This is a genomic window from Streptomyces cyaneochromogenes (assembly GCF_003963535.1).
GTDB classification, from domain to species: Bacteria; Actinomycetota; Actinomycetes; order Streptomycetales; family Streptomycetaceae; genus Streptomyces; species Streptomyces shaanxiensis.
This window is the reverse complement of record NZ_CP034539.1, coordinates 9,967,871-9,989,296: the sequence shown is the minus strand read 5'-3', so window position 1 is coordinate 9,989,296 and position 21,426 is coordinate 9,967,871. Positions and strand designations below refer to the sequence as shown.

Here is a 21,426-nt window from a genome sequence, read left to right as displayed (position 1 = left end):
GTGGGCGCGCCGGTGGACAACGGCAGGCTCATCAAGCACAGCGCTCACCACGAACGTGACCGCCGGAACGGCCTCGTCGGGTTCGCGGGAGGGTGCCGTAGGTCTCCCCGGCCGGAGTCGGGTGGCCCGCCTCGACGGGCCGGACGGCCCATGGCCCGCCCGCCCCCGGGGACACGCTGGCCGTGGAAGTCCCTGCAGCCCGTCGGGAGGCACGCCATGATCACCACGCCCACGCCCAGCATGCTGCGCGCCCTGCCCGCCGAGCACCGGCAGCGGCTGATGCGCGTCGCCCGCGAGGTGTCCTTCCCGCAAGGGACGCGCCTCTTCGAGGAGGGCAGCCGGGCCGACCGCTTCTGGATCATCCGCACGGGCACCGTCGAACTCGACATGCGAGTGCCCGGCCGCCGCGCGGCCGTCATCGAGACCCTCCAGCACAACGAACTCATCGGCTGGTCCTGGCTCTTCACACCGCACGTCTGGCACCTGGGCGCCGAGGCGACGACCCCGGTGCGGGCGTACGAGTTCGACGCCACGGCCGTCCGAGCGATGTGCCAGGACGATCCGGCCATGGGCCACGCCGTCGCCCTGGGGGCACCTCCCACGCCCTTAAGGCAGTGGGGGAGGGTCGGTGACGTGCTCGCCCACCGCCTGCGCGCCGCCCGGGCCCGGCTGCTGGACCTGTACGCCCCCTACGGCGCCGGCAGCCACGTGTGACCACCACGCGACCCGCAGCGAGCAAGGAGCCACCATGCACGGCACCCCTCACATCGTCAGCGACGTCATGACCCACACAGTCGCCGCCGTCGGCCGCAGGGCCGCCTTCAAGGAGATCGTGCAGCTGATGCAGGACTGGAAGGTCAGCGCCCTGCCCGTCCTCGAAGGCGAGGGCCGCGTCGTCGGCCTCGTCTCCGAGGCCGACCTGCTGCCCAGGGAGGAGTTCCGCGACAGCGACCCCGACCGGTACACCCAGCTGCGCCGCCTGTCCGACCTGGCGAAGGCCGGCGCGATCACCGCGGAGGAGCTGATGACCTCCCCGGCGCTCACCACCCGCCCGGACGCGACACTGGCCCAGGCCGCCCGCACCATGGCGCACGCCAGGGTCAAGCGGCTTGCGGTGGTCAATGAGCTGGGCATGCTGGAGGGCATCGTCAGCAGGTCCGACCTGCTCAAGGTCTTCCTGCGCGGCGACGACGAGATCGCCGAGGAGGTGCGGTGCGAGGTCGTGACCCGCCTCTTCCCGTCGCCCGGCTCGGCGATCCGGGTCCAGGTGCACGACGGAGCGGTGAAGCTGACCGGTCGTGTCCGGGACACGTCCCTCATTCCCGTGGCCGCGCGTCTGGTGCGCGCCGTGGAAGGCGTCGTGGACGTTTCCTTCGCGCTGGAAGGCCACCGTGATGCCGACGGTGGCGGCTCGCCGGACATGACGGGCGCGGGAGTCCGGCTCCGGTCCGGCGGTTCCGCCGAAGCGACCGCTTGGGATGCCAGACGCGATCGTCCGATCTGTGGTGGCAGGGCATCCGGCCCTGGACCATGGGGCCGGTGAGGGAGCGCCTCACGGCCGAGTGGGCCAGTCGGCCCTAGTACATCCGGACCCGGCGGGCAATGATCGGCATCATGAGAAGTTCGTGGTCGGCAGACCGTGAGCCACCGGGGAACGAGGGGTCGTCATGACCGAGCCACACCGCTTCAGCGAGCAGAACCCGATCCGCGTGTTCCTGCTGGACGACCACGAGGTCGTACGACGGGGCCTGACCGACCTCCTCGACGCCGAACCGGACATCTCCGTGGTCGGAGACGCGGACACCGTCGAGCACGCCCTCGTCCGCGGCCCGGCACTGCGCCCCCACGTCGCCGTGCTCGACGTACGCCTCCCCGACGGCGACGGCATCACCGTCTGCCGCGAACTGCGCGACCGGATGCCCGAGCTGGCCTGCCTGATGCTGACCTCGTTCGACGACGAGGACGCCCTGCTCGACGCCATCATGGCCGGCGCCGCGGGCTACGTCCTCAAACAGATCAAAGGCTCCGACCTGGTCTCCGCGATCCGCACCATCGCCTCGGGCCAGTCCATGCTGGACCCCACGACCACGGCCCGTCTGATGCGCACCCTCCGGGCCGAGCCCGCCGAGACGCCGGCCGTCGCCCCGGAACTGGCGAGCCTGTCCCCCCGCGAGCGGGAGATCCTCGCCCTCATCGGCGACGGCCTCACCAACCGCGAGATCGGCAAGAAGCTCTACCTCTCGGAGAAGACCGTCAAGAACCACATCTCCCGCCTCCTGGCCAAACTCGGCGTCCAGCGCCGTGTCCAGGCCGCGGTCCTGGCCTCCCACGTGGAACAGCCACCGACCACCGGCGACCGACCCGCGACGTGAACACCGGCCGGACGGGGCCACGGTCCTCGCGCGCTTTCAGGACGTCGTACGCGAGGGTCGCGACAAGAGCACCAGGCTGCGGCGTTCGATCAGCAGGGCCGTGCCCGCCTTGTGCTCCGACTCGTCCGGAGGACCCTGGGGTTCGGCCGTGTCGATCAGGGTGGTCCAGCGTTCGCCGTAGGTGATGTCCGGGAGCTGGAACTCGACCGGCTCCCAGTAGCTGTTGAGCAGCAGCAGGAAGGAGTCGTCCACCACGGGGCGGCCGCACCAGTCGGGTTCGGCGATGGCGTCGCCGTTGAGGAAGACGGCCAGGGAGTGGGCGTCGGGGCGGTTCCAGTCGGTGTCGGTCATCTCGCGGCCGTCGGGCTGCAGCCACACCAGGTCGGGCAGTGGCTGTTCGGGGTGGGTCGGCGTTTCGCCCTGGAAGAAGCGGCGGCGGCGCAGGACCGGGTGGGTTGCGCGCAGGGCGATGACGTAGCGGGTGAAGTCGGTGAGATCGCGCTGGTCGTCTGTGTGGCGCCAGTCGATCCAGGAGACCTCGTTGTCCTGGCAGTAGGCGTTGTTGTTGCCGCGCTGGGTGCGGCCGAGTTCGTCGCCGTGGCAGAGCATGGGGATGCCCTGGGACAGCAGGAGCGTGGCGATGAAGTTGCGCTGCTGGCGGGCGCGCAGCCCGAGCACGGCCGGGTCTCGGGTCTCGCCCTCCGCGCCGCAGTTCCAGGAGCGGTTGTGGTTCTCGCCGTCCCGGTTGCCCTCGCCGTTGGCCTCGTTGTGCTTGTCGTTGTACGAGACGAGGTCGCGCAGCGTGAACCCGTCGTGCGCGGTGACGAAGTTGACGCTGGCGCGCGGGCGGCGCCGGCTGTGCGCGTACAGGTCGGAGGAGCCGGTCAGCCGGGAGGCGAACTCGCCGAGCGAATCGGGCTCGCCGCGCCAGAAGTCCCGTACGGCGTCGCGGTACTTGCCGTTCCACTCCGACCACAGCGGCGGGAAGTTGCCCACCTGGTAGCCGCCCTCCCCGACGTCCCACGGCTCGGCGATCAGCTTGACCCTGCTGATCACCGGGTCCTGCTGGATCAGGTCGAAGAACGCCGAGAGCCGGTCCACCTCGTGGAACTGGCGGGCCAGCGTGGCCGCGAGGTCGAAGCGGAAGCCGTCGACGTGCATCTCGGTGACCCAGTAGCGCAGCGAGTCCATGATGAGTTGCAGAACGTACGGGTGGCGCATCAGCAGGCTGTTGCCGGTGCCGGTGGTGTCGTAGTAGTGCCCCCAGTCGCCGTCCACGAGGCGGTAGTACGAGGCGTTGTCGATGCCGCGGAAGGAGAGGGTGGGGCCGCGTTCGTTGCCCTCGGCGGTGTGGTTGTAGACGACGTCGAGGATCACTTCGAGGCCGGCCGCGTGCAGCGCCTTCACCATGGACTTGAACTCGTTGACCTGTTGGCCGCGGGTGCCGTGGGCGGCGTAGGCGTTGTGCGGCGCGAAGAAGCCGATCGTGTTGTAGCCCCAGTAGTTGGCCAGGCCCCGGTCGAGCAGTACGCCGTCCTGGACGTACTGGTGGACCGGCATCAGCTCGACGGCGGTCACCCCGAGGGACGTCAGGTGCTCGACGACCGCGGGGTGCGCGAGACCGGCGTAGGTGCCGCGCAGGTCCGGCGGGACGTCGGGGTGGGTGCGGGTGAGGCCGCGGACATGCGCCTCGTAGATGACGGTGTCGGCGTACGGCCGCCGGGGCGGTCGGTCGTCGCCCCAGTCGAAGTACGGCTCGGTCACCACGCCGAGCATGGTGTGCCCGGCGCTGTCGGCCGGGGACGGGGCGTCCGGGGTGCGCTCGAAGAGGGAGGCGTGGTTGTCCACGCGGCCGTCCACCGCCCTGCTGTACGGGTCGAGCAGCAGCTTCGCCGGATTGCACCGGTGACCCAGGTCCGGGGCCCAGGGGCCGTGGACCCGGTAGCCGTAGCGCTGTCCGGGGCCGACGCCGGGCAGATAGCCGTGCCAGACGAAGCCGTCGACCTCGGTGAGCGGAATCGGCGTGTACCGCTCCTTGTCGTCGACGAGGACGAGGTCGACACGGTCGGCGACCTCGCTGAAGAGGGCGAAGTTGGTGCCCTGTCCGTCGAAGGCGGCTCCCAGCGGATAGGGGTGCCCGCTCCAGGCGGGCACCCCTTTGCTCACGTCTTTGCGGCGTCGTCTCGCCGTCACCGGGCCTCCTCGAGGGCATCGTCGCGGATGCCCGGTGCCTCGGCCAGCGCGGTGACGGGCACCTCGCGGGGCACACCGCGCGCCTCCCGCAGGCTGGGTGCGGGCGCCGCCGGGACGAGCGGGGCACGTTCGCCGGCCCGGGCGCGCTGCGAGAACCAGATGACCTTGCTCCCGGTCTCGGTGGCGCAGCACCCCCAGCCGTCGCTCATCGCGGCGAGGTGCTGCAGGCAGGCACGCAGCTCGTGGTCCGGGCGCAGGGCACGGTCGTTGTCACCGATGGCGGTGATGAGGTGCTGGCCGTTCCACCACATCTCGATCGAGGTGTTCTTGTCCGTCGCGTGTTCGTCGATGACCCTCAAGAGCATCTCCGTGCCGTGGCGGACGGGCTCGACAAGCGTCTCCAGGTCCCAGTACCGGAGGTGAGCGGCCAGAATTCGGCTGACCTGATCCACCCGTTCGGGGCTGACTTCCACGTCGAGGTGGTAGTAGCAGGGCACTGCGGTCTTCACCGTCGTTACCTCCTCACCGCGAATGCTCCCGCTCTCCTCGCCCCTGCGGGACGAGCCCCGAGCACGGAGCGTGAGCGCCGATCGCTTCTGAGTCACTTCAGGGTGAGGGCGGTACGCCATTCGTGCAACACGAGCGGGCATCCGAGGTAGTTGAAGCTCCAACAGGACGCTGAGTCATCGACCATGCACCATGTGTGAAGACCTCGATGCCCGTAACGGAACCCGTGCGTGTACGCGCGCGGGTTCCGCCCGACGGCGGGAGACGCGTCATCGAGCAGCCCGGAAGGTGTACGGCGCCATGCTGCTACCGGCAAAAGCCGAAGTCGCCCGGCAACTGCGGCGATACCGGGCCTGGGAGCGTGCCATGCTCGCGGCCCCGGCCGACCACGCGGTGCGCGCCACGTTCGAGGACGCCGGCTACACCCTGTGCGTGCTGATGGGGAAGCGCTGCGCGCGCGAGGCCGCGGACGCGGCCGAGCGGTATCTGCGCATCACCCCGGCGGCCTACCTCCGGGAGCAGGACGAAAGGCCCCACCTGCGTGCCGTGACGCGGAGGGGTCCGGCGAGATCACGGCGGTGGCGTTTCCTCGCGGGGAGATAGCCGCCGTCCGGCACAGTTCGGAAAACCCGGCCGGGCCTTGGGCCCGGCCTCGAGCACGGTGGAGGTGAACCATGGGCAGGACCAAGACGAGGACCGGTCGCGGGACCGGGACGATCGGCCGCATCCCGGTACGGGACGTACAGCCGGCCGTGGAGTGCGGCAGGCATCCGGCGAAGGCGGTCGTGGGAGAGACCTTCGAGGTCACCGCCACCGTGTTCCGGGAGGGCCATGACGCGGTGGCCGCCAATGTCGTGCTGACCGACCCGGACGGCCGTCCCGGCCCGTGGACGCCGATGCACGAGCTGGCTCCGGGCAGCGATCGCTGGGGAGCCAAGGTCACGCCTCCCGCAGTGGGCAACTGGACGTTTCACGTGGAGGCCTGGGGCGATCCGGTGGCCACCTGGCGCCACACCGCCCGTATCAAGGTTCCGGCCGGGATCGACGTCGGACTGGTCCTGGAGGAGGGCGGCGAACTCTACGAGCGTGCGGCGGCCTCGGTGCCCGACGACGCGGGGAGGGCAACCGTGCTGGCCGCCGCGGAGGCGTTGCGGGACGACTCGCTGCCCCCCGTGTCGCGGCTGGAGGCGGCGTTCGCGGCGAACGTGGACGCGGTGTTGGGGCGGTATCCGCTGCGGGACCTGGTCACCGCCTCGGACCCGCTGCCCCTGCTGGTCGAACGCGAACGGGCCCTGTACGGCTCCTGGTACGAGTTCTTCCCCCGCTCCGAAGGCACCCCAGAGCAGCCCCACGGCACCTTCACCACCGCCGCCCGCCGGCTGCCCGCGATCGCCGCGATGGGCTTCGACGTCGTCTACCTCCCGCCCATCCACCCCATCGGCACCACCTTCCGCAAGGGCCCCGACAACACCCTGTCCGCGGGTCCCGACGACGTCGGTGTGCCCTGGGCGATCGGCTCCCCCGAAGGCGGCCACGACGCCGTCCACCCCGACCTCGGCACCCTCGAGGACTTCGACGCCTTCGTGGCCGCCGCGCGGGAACTCGGCCTGGAGATCGCCCTCGACTTCGCCCTGCAGTGCTCGCCCGACCACCCCTGGGTCCACAAACACCCCGAGTGGTTCCACCACCGCCCCGACGGCACCATCGCCTACGCCGAGAACCCGCCGAAGAAGTACCAGGACATCTACCCCATCGCCTTCGACGCCGACATGGACGGCCTGACCGCAGAGACGCTGCGCGTCCTGCGGCACTGGATGGACCACGGGGTGCGGATCTTCCGCGTGGACAATCCGCACACCAAACCGGTCGTCTTCTGGCAGCGGGTGATCGCCGACATCAACCGCACCGACCCCGACGTCATCTTCCTCGCCGAGGCCTTCACCCGCCCGGCGATGATGCACACCCTGGCCCAGATCGGCTTCCAGCAGTCCTACACCTACTTCACCTGGCGCAACACCAAACAGGAACTCACCGAGTACCTGACGGAGCTGTCGGGTGAGGCGGCGGCCTACATGCGGCCGAACTTCTTCGTCAACACCCCCGACATCCTGCACGCCTACCTCCAGAACGGCGGCCGCCCCGCCTTCGAGGTCCGCGCCGTCCTCGCCGCCACCCTCTCCCCCACCTGGGGCATCTACAGCGGCTACGAACTGTGCGAGAACACCCCCCTGCGCAACGGCAGCGAGGAGTACCTCCACTCGGAGAAATACCAGCTGCGCCCCCGCGACTGGGAAACCGCCGAACGCGAAGGCCGCACCATCAGTCCCCTGATCACGCAGCTCAACGCCATCCGCAGAAGCCACCCCGCACTGCACCGGCTCAGGAACCTCCGCTTCCACCACACCGACAACGACGCGCTGATCGCCTACTCCAAACGGCAGGGCCCGGACACGGTTCTGGTGGTCGCCAACCTCGACCCCCACCACACCCAGGAGGCCACGGTCTCGTTGGACATGCCGCACCTCGGCCTGGACTGGGATGCCTCCCTGTCCGTGCACGACGAACTGACGGGTGAGACCTACCGCTGGGGCCGGACCAACTACGTACGCCTGGAGCCCGGAAGGGCACCCGCGCACGTGCTCCACGTCCAGGCATCGCCACCGCAGACCGGAGGGTCTTGAGCGTCATGACCGTCAACGAGCCCGTGCTGGACACCTTCGAGGACACGCCTGCCAAGGACCGTGACCCGGACTGGTTCAAGCGCGCCGTCTTCTACGAGGTCCTGGTCCGCTCCTTCCAGGACAGCAACGGCGACGGCGTCGGCGACCTCAAAGGCCTGACGGCCAAACTCGACTACCTGCAATGGCTCGGCGTCGACTGCCTGTGGCTGCCACCCTTCTTCAAGTCACCGCTGAGGGACGGCGGCTACGACGTCTCCGACTACACCTCCGTACTCCCAGAATTCGGCGACCTCGCCGACTTCGTGGAATTCGTGGACTCCGCCCACCAGCGCGGAATGCGGGTCATCATCGACTTCGTCATGAACCACACCAGCGACCAGCACCCGTGGTTCCAGGAGTCGAGGAAAGACCCCGACGGCCCCTACGGCGACTACTACGTGTGGGCCGACGACGACAAGGCATACGGCGACGCGCGCATCATCTTCGTCGACACCGAGGCCTCCAACTGGACCTTCGACCCGGTCCGCAAGCAGTACTTCTTCCACCGCTTCTTCTCCCACCAGCCCGACCTGAACTACGAGAACCCGGCAGTTCAGGAGGAGATCCTCGCCGCCCTGCGGTTCTGGCTGGACCTGGGAATCGACGGCTTCCGGCTCGATGCCGTTCCTTACCTGTATGCGGAGGAGGGCACCAACTGCGAGAACCTGCCCGCCACGCACGAGTTCCTCAGGCGCGTGCGCCGTGAGATCGACGCGATGTATCCGGACACGGTGCTGCTGGCCGAGGCCAACCAGTGGCCGGAGGACGTCGTCGACTATTTCGGCGACTTCCGCAGCGGCGGCGACGAGTGCCACATGGCCTTCCACTTCCCGGTGATGCCGCGGATCTTCATGGCCGTACGGCGGGAATCCCGCTACCCGGTCTCGGAAATCCTCGCCAAGACCCCGGCCATCCCCTCCGGCTGCCAATGGGGCATCTTCCTGCGCAACCACGACGAGCTGACCCTCGAAATGGTCACCGACGAGGAACGCGACTACATGTGGGCGGAATACGCCAAGGACCCCCGCATGCGCGCCAACATCGGCATCCGGCGCAGGCTGGCCCCGCTCCTCGACAACGACCGACACTCGATCGAGCTGTTCACCGCGCTGCTGCTCGCCCTGCCGGGCAGCCCGATCCTCTACTACGGCGACGAGATCGGCATGGGCGACAACATCTGGCTCGGCGACCGCGACGCCGTCCGCACCCCCATGCAGTGGACCCCGGACCGCAACGCCGGCTTCTCCACCTGTGACCCGGGCAAGCTCTACCTCCCCACGATCATGGACCCGGTCTACGGCTACCAGGTGACCAACGTCGAGGCGTCGATGGCCTCCCCGTCCTCCCTGCTGCACTGGACCCGCCGGATGATCGAGATCCGCAAGCAGAACCCAGCTTTCGGACTCGGCACCTACACGGAACTGCAGTCCTCCAACCCGGCGGTCCTCGCCTTCCTCCGCGAGTACGAGGACGACCTCGTGCTGTGCGTGAACAACTTCGCGCGCTTCGCGCAGCCCACCGAACTCGACCTGCGCGAGTTCAGCGGACGCCACCCGGTGGAGCTGTTCGGCGGGGTCCGCTTCCCGGCGATCGGCGAACTGCCGTATCTGCTGACCCTCGGGGGCCACGGCTTCTACTGGTTCCGGCTCTCCCGAGTCGCATCCCGCATCGGCCGACGGCTTTCAGCCTGAGCTCTGAGCCTGCCGAGGAAAGGACGCGTCACCATGCAGAAGACCGCATCTCCCCGACCGACCCGTACGGTCGAGGCCGACCCGATGGCCTCGCTCGCCGGGTTGCTGCGCGAGTGGCTGCCACGGCAGCGCTGGTTCGCGGGCAAGGACCGGCCCGTCACCGATCTGTCGCTGCTGTCGATGACGGAGCTGTTCCCGGGCTGTCTGCATCTGCTGGTGCACGCCGGTCACTCGGCGGTGCCCGCCCCGGGCGGCACGCCCCCGGCCGGTGACTGCTACCAGCTGCTGATCGGCGTACGGCAGCACCTGTCGCCGCGGCTCGGCCGGGCGCTCATCGGGCGGGCCGAGGAGGGGCCGCTGGCCGGTCTGACGGTGTTCGACGCGTTGCAGGACCCCCGGTCGGCCCAGCTGCTCCTGGAGCGGCTGCGGCACCCCGGTCCGTCGGGCCCGCTGCGGTTCGAGGCGGACCCGTCGGTGACCGTGCCCGCCGGGCTGGTGCCACGGGTGCTGGACGCCGAGCAGTCCAACTCCTCGCTGGTGTACGGCGACGCGTTCATCCTGAAGCTCTTCCGGCGCATCCAGCCGGGCGTCAACCCCGACCTGGAGGTGCCGGGCGCGCTGGCCGAGCAGGGCTGCCGCCGGGTGCCGGCCCCCGTGGCCTGGTTCCGCACGACGCATCCGCGCGAGGCGACCCTCGGGGTGCTCCAGCCGTTCCTGCGGGACGCCTCCGACGGCTGGACCCTGGCGCTGGACGCGCTGGCCTCGGGCGGCGACTTCACGGCGGAGGCCCGTCAGCTGGGGCGGGCGACGGCGGAGGTGCATCTGGCGCTGGCGTCGGCCTTCCCCTCGCGGGGCCTCGGCGAGAACGGCCGTACGGCGGCGGCGATGACCGAGCGACTGGAGAACGCCGCGCACTTCGTCCCCGCGCTGCAGCCCTATGTCCCCGGCCTGCGCACCGCCTTCGGCGCCCTCGCCGCCTGCGATCCCGGGCCGCCGGCCCAGCGCATCCACGGTGACCTGCACCTGGGTCAGGTGCTGCGGGCCGGACGTGAGTGGTTCGTCATCGACTTCGAGGGCGAGCCGTCCCGTCCGCTCGCCGAGCGGCGTGCCGTCCACTCCCCCGTGCGGGACATCGCCGGGATGCTGCGCTCCTTCGACTACGCCGCCCGGCAGCGCCGTCCGTGGCGTCCGGAGTGGGCGCGCCGCTGCCGGGAGGCCTACTGCGCGGGCTATGCCGACCGCGCCGGATGGGACCCGCGCAAGAAGCACGGCCTGCTGCGTGCTTACGAGACCGACCGCGCCGTGTACGAGGTGCTGTACGAGGCCCGGCACCGACCCGACTGGTTGCCCGTACCGATGGCGGCGATCGAACGCCTCGCCGTGAGAGGAGCCTGACCCCATGGCCCTGCACGAGACCTCGCGCCCCGAGCCGGCCGGACCGGGCCGCGGTGCCACCGCGCCCGCACTCGACCCGGCCGACCGCGATCGCCTGCTGTCGGGCGCCCACCACGATCCGCACGCGCTGCTCGGCGCCCATCCGATGCCGGGCGGGATCGCCTTGCGGGCGCTGCGCCCGTTCGCGCGTGCGGTGAGCGTGGTGGTCGACGGCGAGCGCACCGAGCTGGTCTCGGAGGGCGGCGGCCTCTTCTCCGGCGTACTGCCGCTGGACGAGATCCCCGCGTACACGCTGCTCGTGTCGTACGCGCAGGACGGGTCCGACGAACGCGAGGTCCACGACCCGTACCGCTTCCTGCCCGCCCTCGGCGAGCTCGACCTGCACCTCGTCCGCGAAGGCCGGCACGAGGAGCTGTGGAAGGCGCTGGGCGCCGAGCCGATGACCCACCAGGGCGTGAGGGGCACCCGTTTCACGGTGTGGGCGCCGAACGCCCAGGGCGTGCGGGTCGCCGGGGACTTCACCTGCTGGGACGGTACGGCGTTCCCGATGCGGTCCCTCGGGGCGTCCGGCGTGTGGGAGCTGTTCCTGCCGGGCATCGGCGAGGGCGCCCGGTACAAGTTCGAGATCACCTCCCGGTACGGCGACCGGTTCCTCAAGGCCGATCCGATGGCGCGCCGTGCGGAGGTCCCGCCGGACACGGCGTCGATCGTGCACGCCTCGCACTACGAGTGGGGCGACGAGCGGTGGATGGCACACCGCGGTGACGTCCCGGTGCACCGGGCTCCGTTCTCCGTCTACGAGGTGCACCTCCCGTCCTGGCGTCCGGGCCTGACGTACCGCGAACTCGCCGAGCAACTGCCCGCGTACGTCACCGACCTCGGGTTCACCCACGTCGAGTTCATGCCGGTCGCACAGCACCCCTTCGCCGGTTCCTGGGGCTACCAGGTCACCGGCTTCTACGCGCCCACGGCCCGCCTCGGCAGCCCCGACGACTTCAAGTACCTGGTCGACGCCCTGCACCAGGCCGGCGTCGGAGTGATCGTGGACTGGGTGCCCGCCCATTTCCCCAAGGACGACTGGGCGCTGAGCCGCTTCGACGGGGACCCGCTGTACGAACCCGGGGACGCACGGCGGGCCGAGCACCCGGACTGGGGAACGTTCGAGTTCGACTACGGGCGTACCGAGGTCCGCAACTTCCTGGTCGCGAACGCCACGTACTGGTGCGAGGAGTTCCACATCGACGGGCTGCGGGTGGACGCCGTCGCCTCGATGCTCTATCTCGACTACTCGCGGGACTCCGGGCAGTGGGCGCCGAACGCGTACGGCGGGCGGGAGGACCTGGACGCGATGGCGTTCCTGCAGGAGATGAACGCGACCGTGTACCGGCGCAACCCGGGGGTGGTGACGATCGCCGAGGAGTCGACCGCCTGGGGCGGGGTGACCCGGCCGACCGACAGCGGCGGGCTGGGGTTCGGGCTGAAGTGGAACATGGGCTGGATGCACGACTCGCTGGAGTACATGGCCAAGGAGCCGGTGCACCGCAAGTACCACCACAACGAGATGACGTTCTCGATGGTGTACGCCTACAGCGAGAACTACGTCCTGCCCATCTCCCACGACGAGGTCGTGCACGGCAAGCAGGCGCTGGTCTCCAAGATGCCGGGCGACTGGTGGCAGCGCCGTGCCAACCACCGCGCGTACCTGGGCTTCATGTGGGCCCACCCCGGCAAGCAACTCCTCTTCATGGGGCAGGAGTTCGCGCAGGGCGCCGAGTGGTCCGAGGCGCACGGCCCCGAGTGGTGGCTGCTCGATCCGGGGTACGCGTCGGCGGGTGACCATCGGGGCGTGCAGGATCTGGTCCGTGACCTCAACGCGTTCTACCGGGCCACTCCGGCTCTTTGGGAGCGGGACACCGACCCGGGCGGGTTCCAGTGGGTGCTGGGGGACGCGGCCGACGACAACGTCTTCGCCTTTCTGCGGTTCGGGGCCGACGGCACCGCGCTGCTCGCCGTCAGCAACTTCTCCCCCGTGGTGCGCCACGACTACCGCCTCTGGGCGCCGGACCACGTCGTCGCCTGGCAGGAGACCCTCAACACCGATGCCGCGCGCTACGGCGGCAGCGATGTCACCAACCCCGACCCGCTGAAGCCGGAGGACGGGCACATCCGGCTGACGCTGCCGCCGCTGGCCACGGTGTGGCTGTCGCCCCGTCCCTGAGGCCGAGATCACCGAACGGGGTCAATTGTCAGTTCCGGGCACCGTCCGCTCTCGGCTGGGCTAGATTCGGGCACCGCCGATAACGGAACTCATCGGTGACGTCACACCCGGTACGCAACAGGAGCAGCGCATGCGCGATCTCGGCCTCGCTCCCCCCACCGTCACATCCCTGACCGGCGGGCTCGCCGACAGCGTCTTCGAGACGGCGGCCCACAATCCCACGCTGCCGTTGCTGGCGCGCCGCCCCGAGCCCTCCTCCACCACCTGGGAGGAGGTGACGGCCGTCGAGATGCGCGACGAGGTGGCCGATCTGGCCAAGGGGCTGATCGCGTCCGGTATCTCGCCGGGCCACCGCGTCGCCATCATGGCGCGCACCCGGTACGAGTGGACGGTGTTCAGCTACGCGCTGTGGGTGGTGGGCGCCGAGGTCGTCCCGATCTATCCGACGGCGTCGCGCGACCAGGTCGAGTGGATCCTGCGGGACGCCGAGTGCGTGGCCGTCGTGGTCGAGGACGAGCAGGCGATCATGACGGTGGGCTCCGTGTGCGGATCGCTCCCGCAGTTGCGCCATGTCTGGCAGTTGGACGCGGGAGGGCTGCAACAGCTCGTGGAGCGAGGGGAGTTCATTCCGCTCACCACGGTCGAGTCGCTGCGCCGTATCGTGCTGCCGGACTCCACCGCGGTCGTCGCCTACACCTCCGGCACGACGGGCCGGCCCCTGGGCTGCGCGCTGAGTCACCGGAATCTGGCCAGCCCCTGCGACACGCTGCTCGCGGGCTGGGGCCACAAGGTGGTGCCGCCGGGAGGGCAGGCGTCCGTTCTCGCCTTCCTGCCGTTCTCCCATGTGTACGGGCTGCTGCTGCAGACCCTGTGCATCCGCGGCGGCATGATGATGGGCCACGAACCCGACCTGCGCGAGGAGTCGCTGTCGGCCGCCCTGCGTACCTTCAGGCCCACCTATTTCTGCGCCGTGCCGTCGATCTTCGAGAAGATCTACAAGAACGCCCTGCGCACGGCCCAGCAGGCGGGCCGGGGCGCGCTGTTCGAGCGGGCCGCCGACACCGCGCGGGACTTCGCGGCGGCCCTGGAACGGCAGCGGTTGGGCGGAGGGCCGGGGCCCGGCTTCGATCTGCGGCTGCAACACGCCCTGTACGAGCGGACGGTGTACCGCAAGTTCCGCGCCGCGCTGGGCGGCAGGGTGATGCTCGGGACGTCCGGCGGCTCGTCCCTGAACCGTGAACTCTCCCTCTTCTACGAGGGCGTCGGCATCTACGTGAACGACGGGTACGGGCTCACGGAGACCAGCGGCGGTGTCACGGCCCAGCCGGTGGGCCGTGAGATGTCGGGGACGGTCGGGCAGGCGCTGCCCGGCATGGACATCCGGGTGGCCGACGACGGGGAGATCCTGGTGCGGGGGCCTTCGGTGTTCCAGGGCTACATCCACGACGAGGCCTCGACGCGGGCGGCGCTGCGCGGCGGCTGGCTGGCCACCGGGGACCTCGGGCGGCTGGACTCCGACGGCTATCTCACGATCACCGGGCGCAAGAAGGACGTCATCGTCACGAGCAGCGGCAAGAGCGTCTCCCCGGCGCTCCTGGAGCAGCGGCTCAGAATGCATCCGCTGGTGCATCAGGCGGTGGTCGTGGGCGACAACCGGCCTTGTGTCGGGGCCCTGATCACGCTGGACCCGGACTTCCTGGCGTACTGGCGCGAGAACCTCGCGGTGCGCAGCGACGCGCGGATCCGGGAGGCGCGCGAGGAGAACACGCTGCGGGAGGAGATCGCCCGGGCCGTGGCCGCCGCCAACAGCGCGGTGTCGCGCCCGGAGTCCATTCGTGTGTTCCGGGTGCTGCCGGAGCCGTTCGACGTGGCCAGCGGATTGCTGACGCCGTCGATGAAACTGCGCCGGGACGCGATCGTGCGGCACTACGCCCTGCAGATCGACGCGATGTACCAGGCCCGCTCGCGCGCGCCCCGGGAGCAGCTGTCGGACGAGCTCGCGCTCTGGGACGACGCGGACAACGTCTTCCGGTGAGCGCGGTTACTCGCCCGTGGTGAGCCGTACGACGTTCGATCGCTCCGCCAGGACGAAGGCGCGGATCCGGAAGGAGGCGCGCTTCTCGCCGGGCAGGGTGACCAGTGTCGTTGCGGTGACATCCGGACCGACGACGGCGACGGGGTCGTACCCGGTGCTGTTCTCCTGGCGCATCTCCAGGAGGAATCCGTCCTCGTCCGGGGAGGTGTCGGTCCAGGTGAAGCGGATGCCGTCCGGCAGTTCGGCGCGGACCGGGCGGGACACGGGGCCCCGGTAGGACCGCAGGCGGTAGTGGAACGTGGTGTGCGGCATGAGGTCGGGGTGGCGGTAGTGCGTCACGTGCCGGGGCAGATGGTCCAGGACGGTGTAGGGGCCCGTTTCCTCGGTCGCGAACTCCAGCACGTGGCCGGCGACTCCTGGCCGGCCGTCCGTCCAGTCGAGGTCGATGTCGGTGGGCGTCGCGAGGACACCCCGCAAGGGCTGTTCCGTGTCGGCCGGGGAGGCCGAGCAGGCAGACAGCGCCAGGACCAGCGCTGCCGACGCTGCGATGCGCGCCGTTCCTCGCATACGGCGGCCGCTACTTGCGCCAGAAGCGGATGCCGCTCCACTCCACGGTGGCCGGCCCGCTGCCGCTGCTCGTGCGATAGGCGCCGAACTTGTCGTAGAAGCTGCCGCCGGGGCTCGCGTAGCTGTGCTTGAGCGAGCCGTTGATGTAGGTGCGGTGCTCGGCGCCGACCTGGTGGACGGTGTTGACGCGGACGGTGGCTCCGACGGTCCCGGCGTGGGAGAGCGTGGTGCCGCCGTGCACCGCGTACAGCCTGCCGCCGCGCTCGACGGCGAGCATGAAGTACGGGCCGGATCCGGACTCGTGGAAGGTCTGCTTGAGGCTGATCCGGGTGCCGCTGAGGCTGGTGATGCGGAAGTAGCCCTCGAACTGGCGCGTTCCGCCGGTGTAGGTGGCATAGCGGCGTTCAGCCCGTTGGTCACCGCTCGCGGTGGAGCAGGTGAGCCGGAACGTCATGCCGTCGACCTGGCCGCAGCCCCGCTCCTGCACGGAGAAGCCGGGGGACACCGACTGCCAGCCGCCGGGCTCGACTTCGGCGAAGGCGTGCGGGGCGGCGAGCAAGGAGGTGGCGCACAGCGACGAGGTGACGGTGAGGGCGCGCAGGCGTGCGAGCATACTGCCTCCTGTTCATACACATGAACTACAGTCCCTGATTTGGACACGCGCGTCGGACGTTAGGTCCAGACCAACAAACCGTCAAGAGATCACGCGTACACGTCTTTCACCGCCGAACCGGTGTGCCCCCGTGCGGGTTGGGGCAAGGTGGCTGACGACGTATTCATCTGCCTGCTGCTCCCGGCTGGCGGAACGACCGGTGGCGCGGTGGGATCGAGGCGTGCGAAGCCGCGATCCACGGGCAGACGAACGTCGTCGAGGCAAACCGCCTGGAGCCGCAGAAGGGATGATCACCGTGACACGACCCAGGATCCTGGTGGTTGGTGCCGGCTTCGCCGGAGTCGGCTGCGTACGCCGGCTGGAACGCAAACTCTCCCCCGACGAGGCCGAGATCACCTTGGTGACGCCGTCCTCCTACCAGCTCTATCTGCCACTTCTGCCCCAGGTCGCCTCCGGCGTCCTGACGCCCCAGTCGATCGCCGTCTCACTGCGCCGCAGCCGCAAGTACCGCACCCGGATCATCCCGGGCGGCGCCATCGGCGTGGACCTCGCGGCCAAGGTCTGCGTCGTACGCACCATCACCGACAAGATCGTCAACGAACCGTACGACTACATCGTGCTGGCCCCCGGCAGCATCACCCGCACCTTCGACATCCCCGGGCTGACGGACCACGCCTACGGCATGAAGACGCTCGCGGAGGCCGCCTACCTGCGCGACCACGTCATCTCCCAGCTCGACCTCGCCGACGCCAGCCAGGACCCCGACGAGCGCGCCGCACGGCTGCAGTTCGTGGTGGTCGGCGGCGGCTACGCGGGCACCGAGACCGCCGCGTGCCTGCAGATGCTGACGCACAACGCGGTCAAGCGCTATCCGCGGCTCGATCCGAGCCTCATCAGGTGGCATCTGATCGACATCGCGCCGAGGCTCATGCCCGAGCTGGGCGAGAAGCTCGGCGACGACGCGCAGAAGATCCTGCGCAAGCGCGGCATCGAGATCTCCCTGGGCGTGTCCATCGCGAAGGCAGGCCCCGAGGAGGTCACCTTCACCGACGGCCGGGTGATCCCCACCCGCACGCTGATCTGGACCGCCGGTGTCGTCGCCAGCCCGCTGATCGGCACGCTGGGCGCGGAGACGGTCCGGGGACGGCTCGCGGTCACCGCGGAGATGAACCTGCCCGGGCACGACGGTGTGTTCGCGCTCGGCGACGCCGCGGCCGTGCCCGATGTCGCCAAGGACGAGGAGGGCGCCGTCTGCCCGCCGACCGCCCAGCACGCCATGCGCCAGGGCAAGGTGGTGGCCGACAACGTCATCGCCGCTCTGCGCGACCAGCCGCTGCGGCCGTACAAGCACAAGGACCTCGGCCTGGTCGTCGACCTCGGCGGCCGCGACGCCGTCTCCAAGCCCATCGGCATCGAGCTCAAGGGCCTGCCCGCGATGGCCGTCGCCCGCGGCTACCACTGGTCGGCGCTGCGCACCAACGTGGCCAAGACCCGCGTCATGACGAACTGGCTGCTCAACGCCGTCGCCGGGGACGACTTCGTGCGCACCGGGTTCCTGTCCCGCAGCCCGGCCAAGCTGAAGGACTTCGAGTTCGTCCATGCCTATCTGACGCCGGAGCAGGTGCGGGCGCAGGTCGGCGAGAAGGGCGGCGCGCAAGGGGCGTCCGGCTGAACGAGGTGACCGCCTCGCCGAATCGCGGCTCGCGGCACGCGGCGTGAACGGGAGTGAGCGGGAGACGGGAGGGAGGCCGGAGTCGGGAGAGCGCGGGCGAGAGTACGGCGACGTGAAGGCAGCAGTTCGGCCGGCCCGGGCGCGCCTGCGGGACCGTGTCGCGGCCTCGGATCCGGGGCTGCTGCGACTGGCCGCGGGGCTGCGGACGGCCGGCGCGATCGCCCTCGCGATCGCCGTGCTCGCCCTGCTGGGCACCGACGTACCGCACCTGGTGGCGGGGGCCCTGGCCGCGATGGTCGCCACCTTCGCCATCCGGGAGAAGCAGCGCGGGCCGCAGGCCGTCACCCTCGCACTGGGCCTCCCGGTGGCGCTGGCGTCCATGACACTGGCCGCGGCTCTGCACGGCAACGTCCTGGTCGGCGACCTGGCCTTCGTCGCGCTCATCTTCTGTGCCGTGTACGGCCGCAGGTTCGGCGACCGAGGCACCGCGCTGGGCCTGATCGGCTTCCAGATCTACTTCATGTCCCTCTTCGTCGGCGCCACCGTCGACGACCTGCCCGAACTGTACGGAGCGGTCGCAGTGGCCTTCGGATGCAGCGCGCTGGTGCGTTTCGTGCTGGTCCCCGAGACACCGACGGGAGTGCTCCAGCGGCTGCGCGAGGCCTTCCGCGCCCGGCTGGCCCAGCTGCTTGCGGCGCAGCTCGACCTGCTCGACGCCGGCCCGCAAGACGCGGACCGGGCTCTGGAGCGCGTGCGCGAGGGCACCGCGCGTCTGCACGAGACGGCGCTGCTGATCCAGGGCCGGCTGGAGGAGGGAACCGCCGACGAGAGCGGCGCCCGGCTGATCCAGCGGCGCGTCGCGGACGCCGAGATCACCGCCGAGCGCCTGGGGCTGTCGCTGCTGCGCGCACGCGGCGCCGAGCGGGTGGACACGCTGACCCTGCACCTGCCGGACGCGCCCGTCCCCTCGGGCGGACGGCAGCCCGTACGGGACGCGGCGACCGCGACGCTCCGACGTGACCTGGAGGCGCTGCGCCTGCTCGTCCTGCGCCCCGTCGACCAGGCCTCCGGTACGTCGGTGTCCCACCTCCGCAACCGGCTCCTCGGCTATCGCGACGAGGAGAACCTGCCCGCCGCCTCCCCCGCCGTGCAGGACGTCTTCCGGCGCGTCGGCGAGGCCGCCCGCGCGGTCCTGGGACTGCGGATCGCCCTCGGCGGGGCCCGGGACGAGGCGGACGACACCCCGGCCACGGCCCGTTCGCGCGAGGAGCTGGACGCGGAGGACGCCGTGCTCGACGCCGACGAGGAGGAGCCGCCGGAGCAGCCCCAAGGCCTGCGGCGGCCCACCACGCGGGCCGCCGTGCAGGTCGCCGTGGGGTCGGCGCTGGCCATCGTGGGCGGCGAGCTGTTGTCGCGGGACCGCTGGTACTGGGCGGTGCTGACCTGCTGGATCGTGTTCCTGAACACCGCGTCCACCGGCGAGATCCTGGTCAAGGGCTACCGTCGCCTGCTGGGCACCGTCCTCGGCGTGCTGGCCGGCATCGTGCTGGCGGGTGCCGTCGGGCACCACACCTGGACGGCGTTCGCGCTGGTGCTGCTCTTCGTCTTCGCGATGTTCTACTCGGCACCGCTGTCCTACACGCTGGTGTCCTTCTTCGTCACCGCGGCGCTGGGGCTGCTCTACACCCTGCTGCACACCTACAGCCTCTCGGTGCTCGTGCTGCGCATCGAGGAGACGGCGCTCGGCGCGGCCTGCGGGGTGATCGCGGCCGCTTTCGTCCTGCCGGTGCAGACGGACCGCCGCACCAACGAACTCCTCGCCACCGTGCTGGAACGGCTCGGCGACGTCACCCGCAGCGCCGTCGACCAGCTGAGCGGCGGACCGCCCGTCGAGCTGCTCGACCAGTCGCGCGACCTGGACCAGGCGCTGGCCGACCTGCGGGCCGCCACGCAGCCCCTCACGCATCCGGTGACACCCCTGCGGGCACGGCGTGAGACCGCCCGCTATGTCGTCGCGCTGCTGGAGACGTGCGCGTACCACGCACGCGCCCTGGCCGCGACGGCCGAGCTGCTGCCGACCCACCCCTCCATCGCGGCGGATCCCCGGCTGCGCAGGGCCGCGGGCCGTATCGCGCACAACATCGAGGTGATCTCCGCGCACGTCAGCGGCGACCACGCCCCGGACGGGATCGAGACCGGCCCGAGCATCGCCTCCCTCCTGGGCCCGGACGTCCCCGGTGCGGCGCGCTACGGCCGGGTCACCGACCGCGTCCTGCGGCATCTGCAACGCCTCGACGAGGGTGTGTCCGGTCTGGCCCGTCCCCTCGGCGTGCCCGTGAAGGCACCGGAGGGATGACCGGTCATCGGGCCGATACGGGGTACGCGTAAGGCATGACCGATGTCGTGGACTCAGACGAACTGCTGCGGCGGATGCAGCGCGCCAGGACCTGCGCCCGGCAGGAGGAGCGGACGTGGCGGGCACGAAGCGAGACCCTCCGGTCGACGGATCCGGAGGCCGCCCGCGACGCCGCCGTACGGACACTGGCCTACGAGACCGTGATCACGGTGCTGGACGAGGTCCTCACCCCGGGCAGGCACCCCGAGCGGACCTGACGGGATCCGAGCGGGTCCGAAACACAAAATCGAGTGAAACCGGTCACGTGACCCGGTCTCAAGTACGCAGAATCCCCCGAGATGGTTTACGGTTCATCCATAAGTGGTCACGGGGTAGACCGCATCCGTCCCCCGTGCACCACCACCTACGGCCCTGGCTGGCCTCCCCCGTCCAGCCAGGGCTTTTTCATGCCCTCGACGACCCGCCGCGCGAGATTCCCGGCCGAAACCGTCCTCCGCCGAGGTGCTCAGCGGGCCCGCAGCGGCTGAAATGGACGCAGGGAAGCACCGGAACCTCACTCATCGGCGAGGAGCCCTGTGTCATGACCAAAGCGATCAAACTGCTGACCGCACTTCCACCGCCTCAGCGCGAGCGCCTCATGTCCCTCGCACGGGAGGTCTCCTTTCCGGAGGACGCCCGGATCTTCGAGGCGGGCGGCACGGCCGACCGCTTCTGGGTCATCCGCTCGGGCGCCGTCTCCCTCGACCAGCGCGTGACGTCCCTGCAGCGGGTCACCGTCGCCAGCCTCGGCGCCGGCGATCTGCTCGGCTGGTCCTGGCTGTTCCCGCCGTACCAGTGGGACTTCGGCGCGGAGGCCTTCAGCCCCGTGCGGGCCTACGAGTTCGAGGCGGCGGCGGTGCTGCGGCTGTGCGAGGAGGAGCCGGCACTCGGTATGTCGCTCGTGCGGCACGTCGCCGAAATCCTCGCGCACCGGCTGGAGATGACCCGCGGCAAGCTGATGGAGCAGTACGGACAGCACCGGCGCAGCGTGCTCTGAACCTCGGGGGCGGCGTGCTCTGCCGCGTCACATGCCGTGCGCTCAGCCGCG

Annotated in this window: 17 protein-coding genes; 13 read left to right on the top strand and 4 right to left on the bottom strand. The window is 70.5% G+C overall.

The genetic code is table 11. The features are described 5' to 3' along the window. Positions 1-216 precede the first annotated feature (216 nt). The 3 genes from EJ357_RS44845 to EJ357_RS44835 all read left to right on the top strand — a co-directional run bounded on the left by EJ357_RS44845 (position 217) and on the right by EJ357_RS44835 (position 2,372). Positions 217-714 (top strand): cyclic nucleotide-binding domain-containing protein, encoded by a 498-nt coding sequence (locus EJ357_RS44845; protein WP_126398209.1) that lies wholly within the window; start codon positions 217-219, stop codon positions 712-714. Between the two features lie 34 nt (positions 715-748). Beyond that, positions 749-1,543, top strand: a complete 795-nt coding sequence (locus EJ357_RS44840) for a CBS domain-containing protein (RefSeq protein ID WP_228472803.1) — start codon at positions 749-751, stop codon at positions 1,541-1,543. Between the two features lie 124 nt (positions 1,544-1,667). Continuing rightward, on the top strand, positions 1,668-2,372 hold the full coding sequence (locus EJ357_RS44835; RefSeq protein ID WP_126398207.1) for a response regulator: 705 nt from the start codon (positions 1,668-1,670) through the stop codon (positions 2,370-2,372). Positions 2,373-2,408: 36 nt separating this feature from the next. Here the strand turns inward: EJ357_RS44835 and glgX are convergent, their stop codons facing one another. Then, entirely contained in the window at positions 2,409-4,565 is a 2,157-nt protein-coding gene (gene glgX / locus EJ357_RS44830) for a glycogen debranching protein GlgX (RefSeq protein WP_175647757.1), read from the bottom strand. After that, entirely contained in the window at positions 4,562-5,074 is a 513-nt protein-coding gene (locus EJ357_RS44825) for a pep a2 (protein WP_126398205.1), read from the bottom strand. The genes glgX and EJ357_RS44825 overlap by 4 nt, the downstream gene beginning before the upstream one ends. 298 nt (positions 5,075-5,372) lie before the next feature. On the opposite strand from EJ357_RS44825, the gene EJ357_RS44820 reads away from it, so the two are divergent. From EJ357_RS44820 to EJ357_RS44795, 6 genes are all read left to right on the top strand, one after another. Then, the gene (locus tag EJ357_RS44820) at positions 5,373-5,675 is read left to right on the top strand and encodes a DUF5133 domain-containing protein (protein ID WP_126398203.1); all 303 of its coding nucleotides are present in this window, start codon (positions 5,373-5,375) and stop codon (positions 5,673-5,675) included. Between the two features lie 71 nt (positions 5,676-5,746). Further along, positions 5,747-7,753 carry an alpha-1,4-glucan--maltose-1-phosphate maltosyltransferase gene (locus EJ357_RS44815; RefSeq protein ID WP_126398201.1) on the top strand — a complete coding sequence of 669 codons (2,007 nt, stop codon included), beginning with the start codon at positions 5,747-5,749 and terminating at the stop codon, positions 7,751-7,753. A gap of 5 nt (positions 7,754-7,758) precedes the next feature. Then, on the top strand, positions 7,759-9,483 hold the full coding sequence (treS, locus tag EJ357_RS44810) for a maltose alpha-D-glucosyltransferase (protein ID WP_126398199.1): 1,725 nt from the start codon (positions 7,759-7,761) through the stop codon (positions 9,481-9,483). A 33-nt stretch (positions 9,484-9,516) separates the two neighbouring features. Continuing rightward, complete coding sequence (locus tag EJ357_RS44805) at positions 9,517-10,878, top strand: maltokinase N-terminal cap-like domain-containing protein (RefSeq protein ID WP_126398197.1); 1,362 nt, start codon at positions 9,517-9,519, stop codon at positions 10,876-10,878. Positions 10,879-10,882: 4 nt separating this feature from the next. Beyond that, positions 10,883-13,096: a 1,4-alpha-glucan branching enzyme gene (glgB, locus tag EJ357_RS44800; protein WP_126398195.1), complete on the top strand. Its 2,214-nt coding sequence runs from the start codon at positions 10,883-10,885 to the stop codon at positions 13,094-13,096. A 130-nt stretch (positions 13,097-13,226) separates the two neighbouring features. Continuing rightward, positions 13,227-15,131, top strand: coding sequence for an AMP-dependent synthetase/ligase (locus tag EJ357_RS44795; protein ID WP_126398193.1), 1,905 nt, complete (start codon positions 13,227-13,229; stop codon positions 15,129-15,131). A 6-nt stretch (positions 15,132-15,137) separates the two neighbouring features. Here EJ357_RS44795 and EJ357_RS44790 read toward each other — a convergent pair whose 3' ends face one another. Both EJ357_RS44790 and EJ357_RS44785 read right to left on the bottom strand, forming a co-directional pair. Then, positions 15,138-15,698, bottom strand: a complete 561-nt coding sequence (locus EJ357_RS44790; protein ID WP_228472802.1) for a fibronectin type III domain-containing protein — start codon at positions 15,696-15,698, stop codon at positions 15,138-15,140. A gap of 10 nt (positions 15,699-15,708) precedes the next feature. Continuing rightward, positions 15,709-16,311, bottom strand: coding sequence for a hypothetical protein (locus tag EJ357_RS44785; protein ID WP_126398191.1), 603 nt, complete (start codon positions 16,309-16,311; stop codon positions 15,709-15,711). Positions 16,312-16,597: 286 nt separating this feature from the next. Between EJ357_RS44785 and EJ357_RS44780 the strand changes: the two genes are divergently transcribed. The 4 genes from EJ357_RS44780 (at position 16,598) to EJ357_RS44765 (ending at position 21,375) form a co-directional block, all read left to right on the top strand. Further along, positions 16,598-17,983 (top strand): NAD(P)/FAD-dependent oxidoreductase, encoded by a 1,386-nt coding sequence (locus EJ357_RS44780; protein WP_175647756.1) that lies wholly within the window; start codon positions 16,598-16,600, stop codon positions 17,981-17,983. A 112-nt stretch (positions 17,984-18,095) separates the two neighbouring features. Beyond that, on the top strand, positions 18,096-20,339 hold the full coding sequence (locus EJ357_RS44775; protein WP_126398187.1) for an FUSC family protein: 2,244 nt from the start codon (positions 18,096-18,098) through the stop codon (positions 20,337-20,339). A 35-nt stretch (positions 20,340-20,374) separates the two neighbouring features. Continuing rightward, positions 20,375-20,596, top strand: a complete 222-nt coding sequence (locus EJ357_RS44770) for a hypothetical protein (protein WP_126398185.1) — start codon at positions 20,375-20,377, stop codon at positions 20,594-20,596. 323 nt (positions 20,597-20,919) lie between these two features. Then, positions 20,920-21,375 (top strand): cyclic nucleotide-binding domain-containing protein, encoded by a 456-nt coding sequence (locus EJ357_RS44765; protein WP_126398183.1) that lies wholly within the window; start codon positions 20,920-20,922, stop codon positions 21,373-21,375. Positions 21,376-21,426: the final 51 nt, after the last annotated feature.

Coding starts and splice junctions, on each gene's coding strand:
- EJ357_RS44805 (WP_126398197.1), top strand. CDS start 9,517: ATGCAGAAGACCGCATCTCCCCGACCGACCCGTACGGTCGAGGCCGAC.
- EJ357_RS44820 (WP_126398203.1), top strand. CDS start 5,373: ATGCTGCTACCGGCAAAAGCCGAAGTCGCCCGGCAACTGCGGCGATAC.
- EJ357_RS44845 (WP_126398209.1), top strand. CDS start 217: ATGATCACCACGCCCACGCCCAGCATGCTGCGCGCCCTGCCCGCCGAG.
- EJ357_RS44780 (WP_175647756.1), top strand. CDS start 16,598: ATGATCACCGTGACACGACCCAGGATCCTGGTGGTTGGTGCCGGCTTC.
- EJ357_RS44840 (WP_228472803.1), top strand. CDS start 749: ATGCACGGCACCCCTCACATCGTCAGCGACGTCATGACCCACACAGTC.
- EJ357_RS44770 (WP_126398185.1), top strand. CDS start 20,375: ATGACCGATGTCGTGGACTCAGACGAACTGCTGCGGCGGATGCAGCGC.
- treS (WP_126398199.1), top strand. CDS start 7,759: ATGACCGTCAACGAGCCCGTGCTGGACACCTTCGAGGACACGCCTGCC.
- EJ357_RS44795 (WP_126398193.1), top strand. CDS start 13,227: ATGCGCGATCTCGGCCTCGCTCCCCCCACCGTCACATCCCTGACCGGC.
- EJ357_RS44790 (WP_228472802.1), bottom strand. CDS start 15,698: ATGCGAGGAACGGCGCGCATCGCAGCGTCGGCAGCGCTGGTCCTGGCG.
- EJ357_RS44835 (WP_126398207.1), top strand. CDS start 1,668: ATGACCGAGCCACACCGCTTCAGCGAGCAGAACCCGATCCGCGTGTTC.
- glgB (WP_126398195.1), top strand. CDS start 10,883: ATGGCCCTGCACGAGACCTCGCGCCCCGAGCCGGCCGGACCGGGCCGC.
- EJ357_RS44815 (WP_126398201.1), top strand. CDS start 5,747: ATGGGCAGGACCAAGACGAGGACCGGTCGCGGGACCGGGACGATCGGC.
- EJ357_RS44785 (WP_126398191.1), bottom strand. CDS start 16,311: ATGCTCGCACGCCTGCGCGCCCTCACCGTCACCTCGTCGCTGTGCGCC.
- EJ357_RS44765 (WP_126398183.1), top strand. CDS start 20,920: ATGACCAAAGCGATCAAACTGCTGACCGCACTTCCACCGCCTCAGCGC.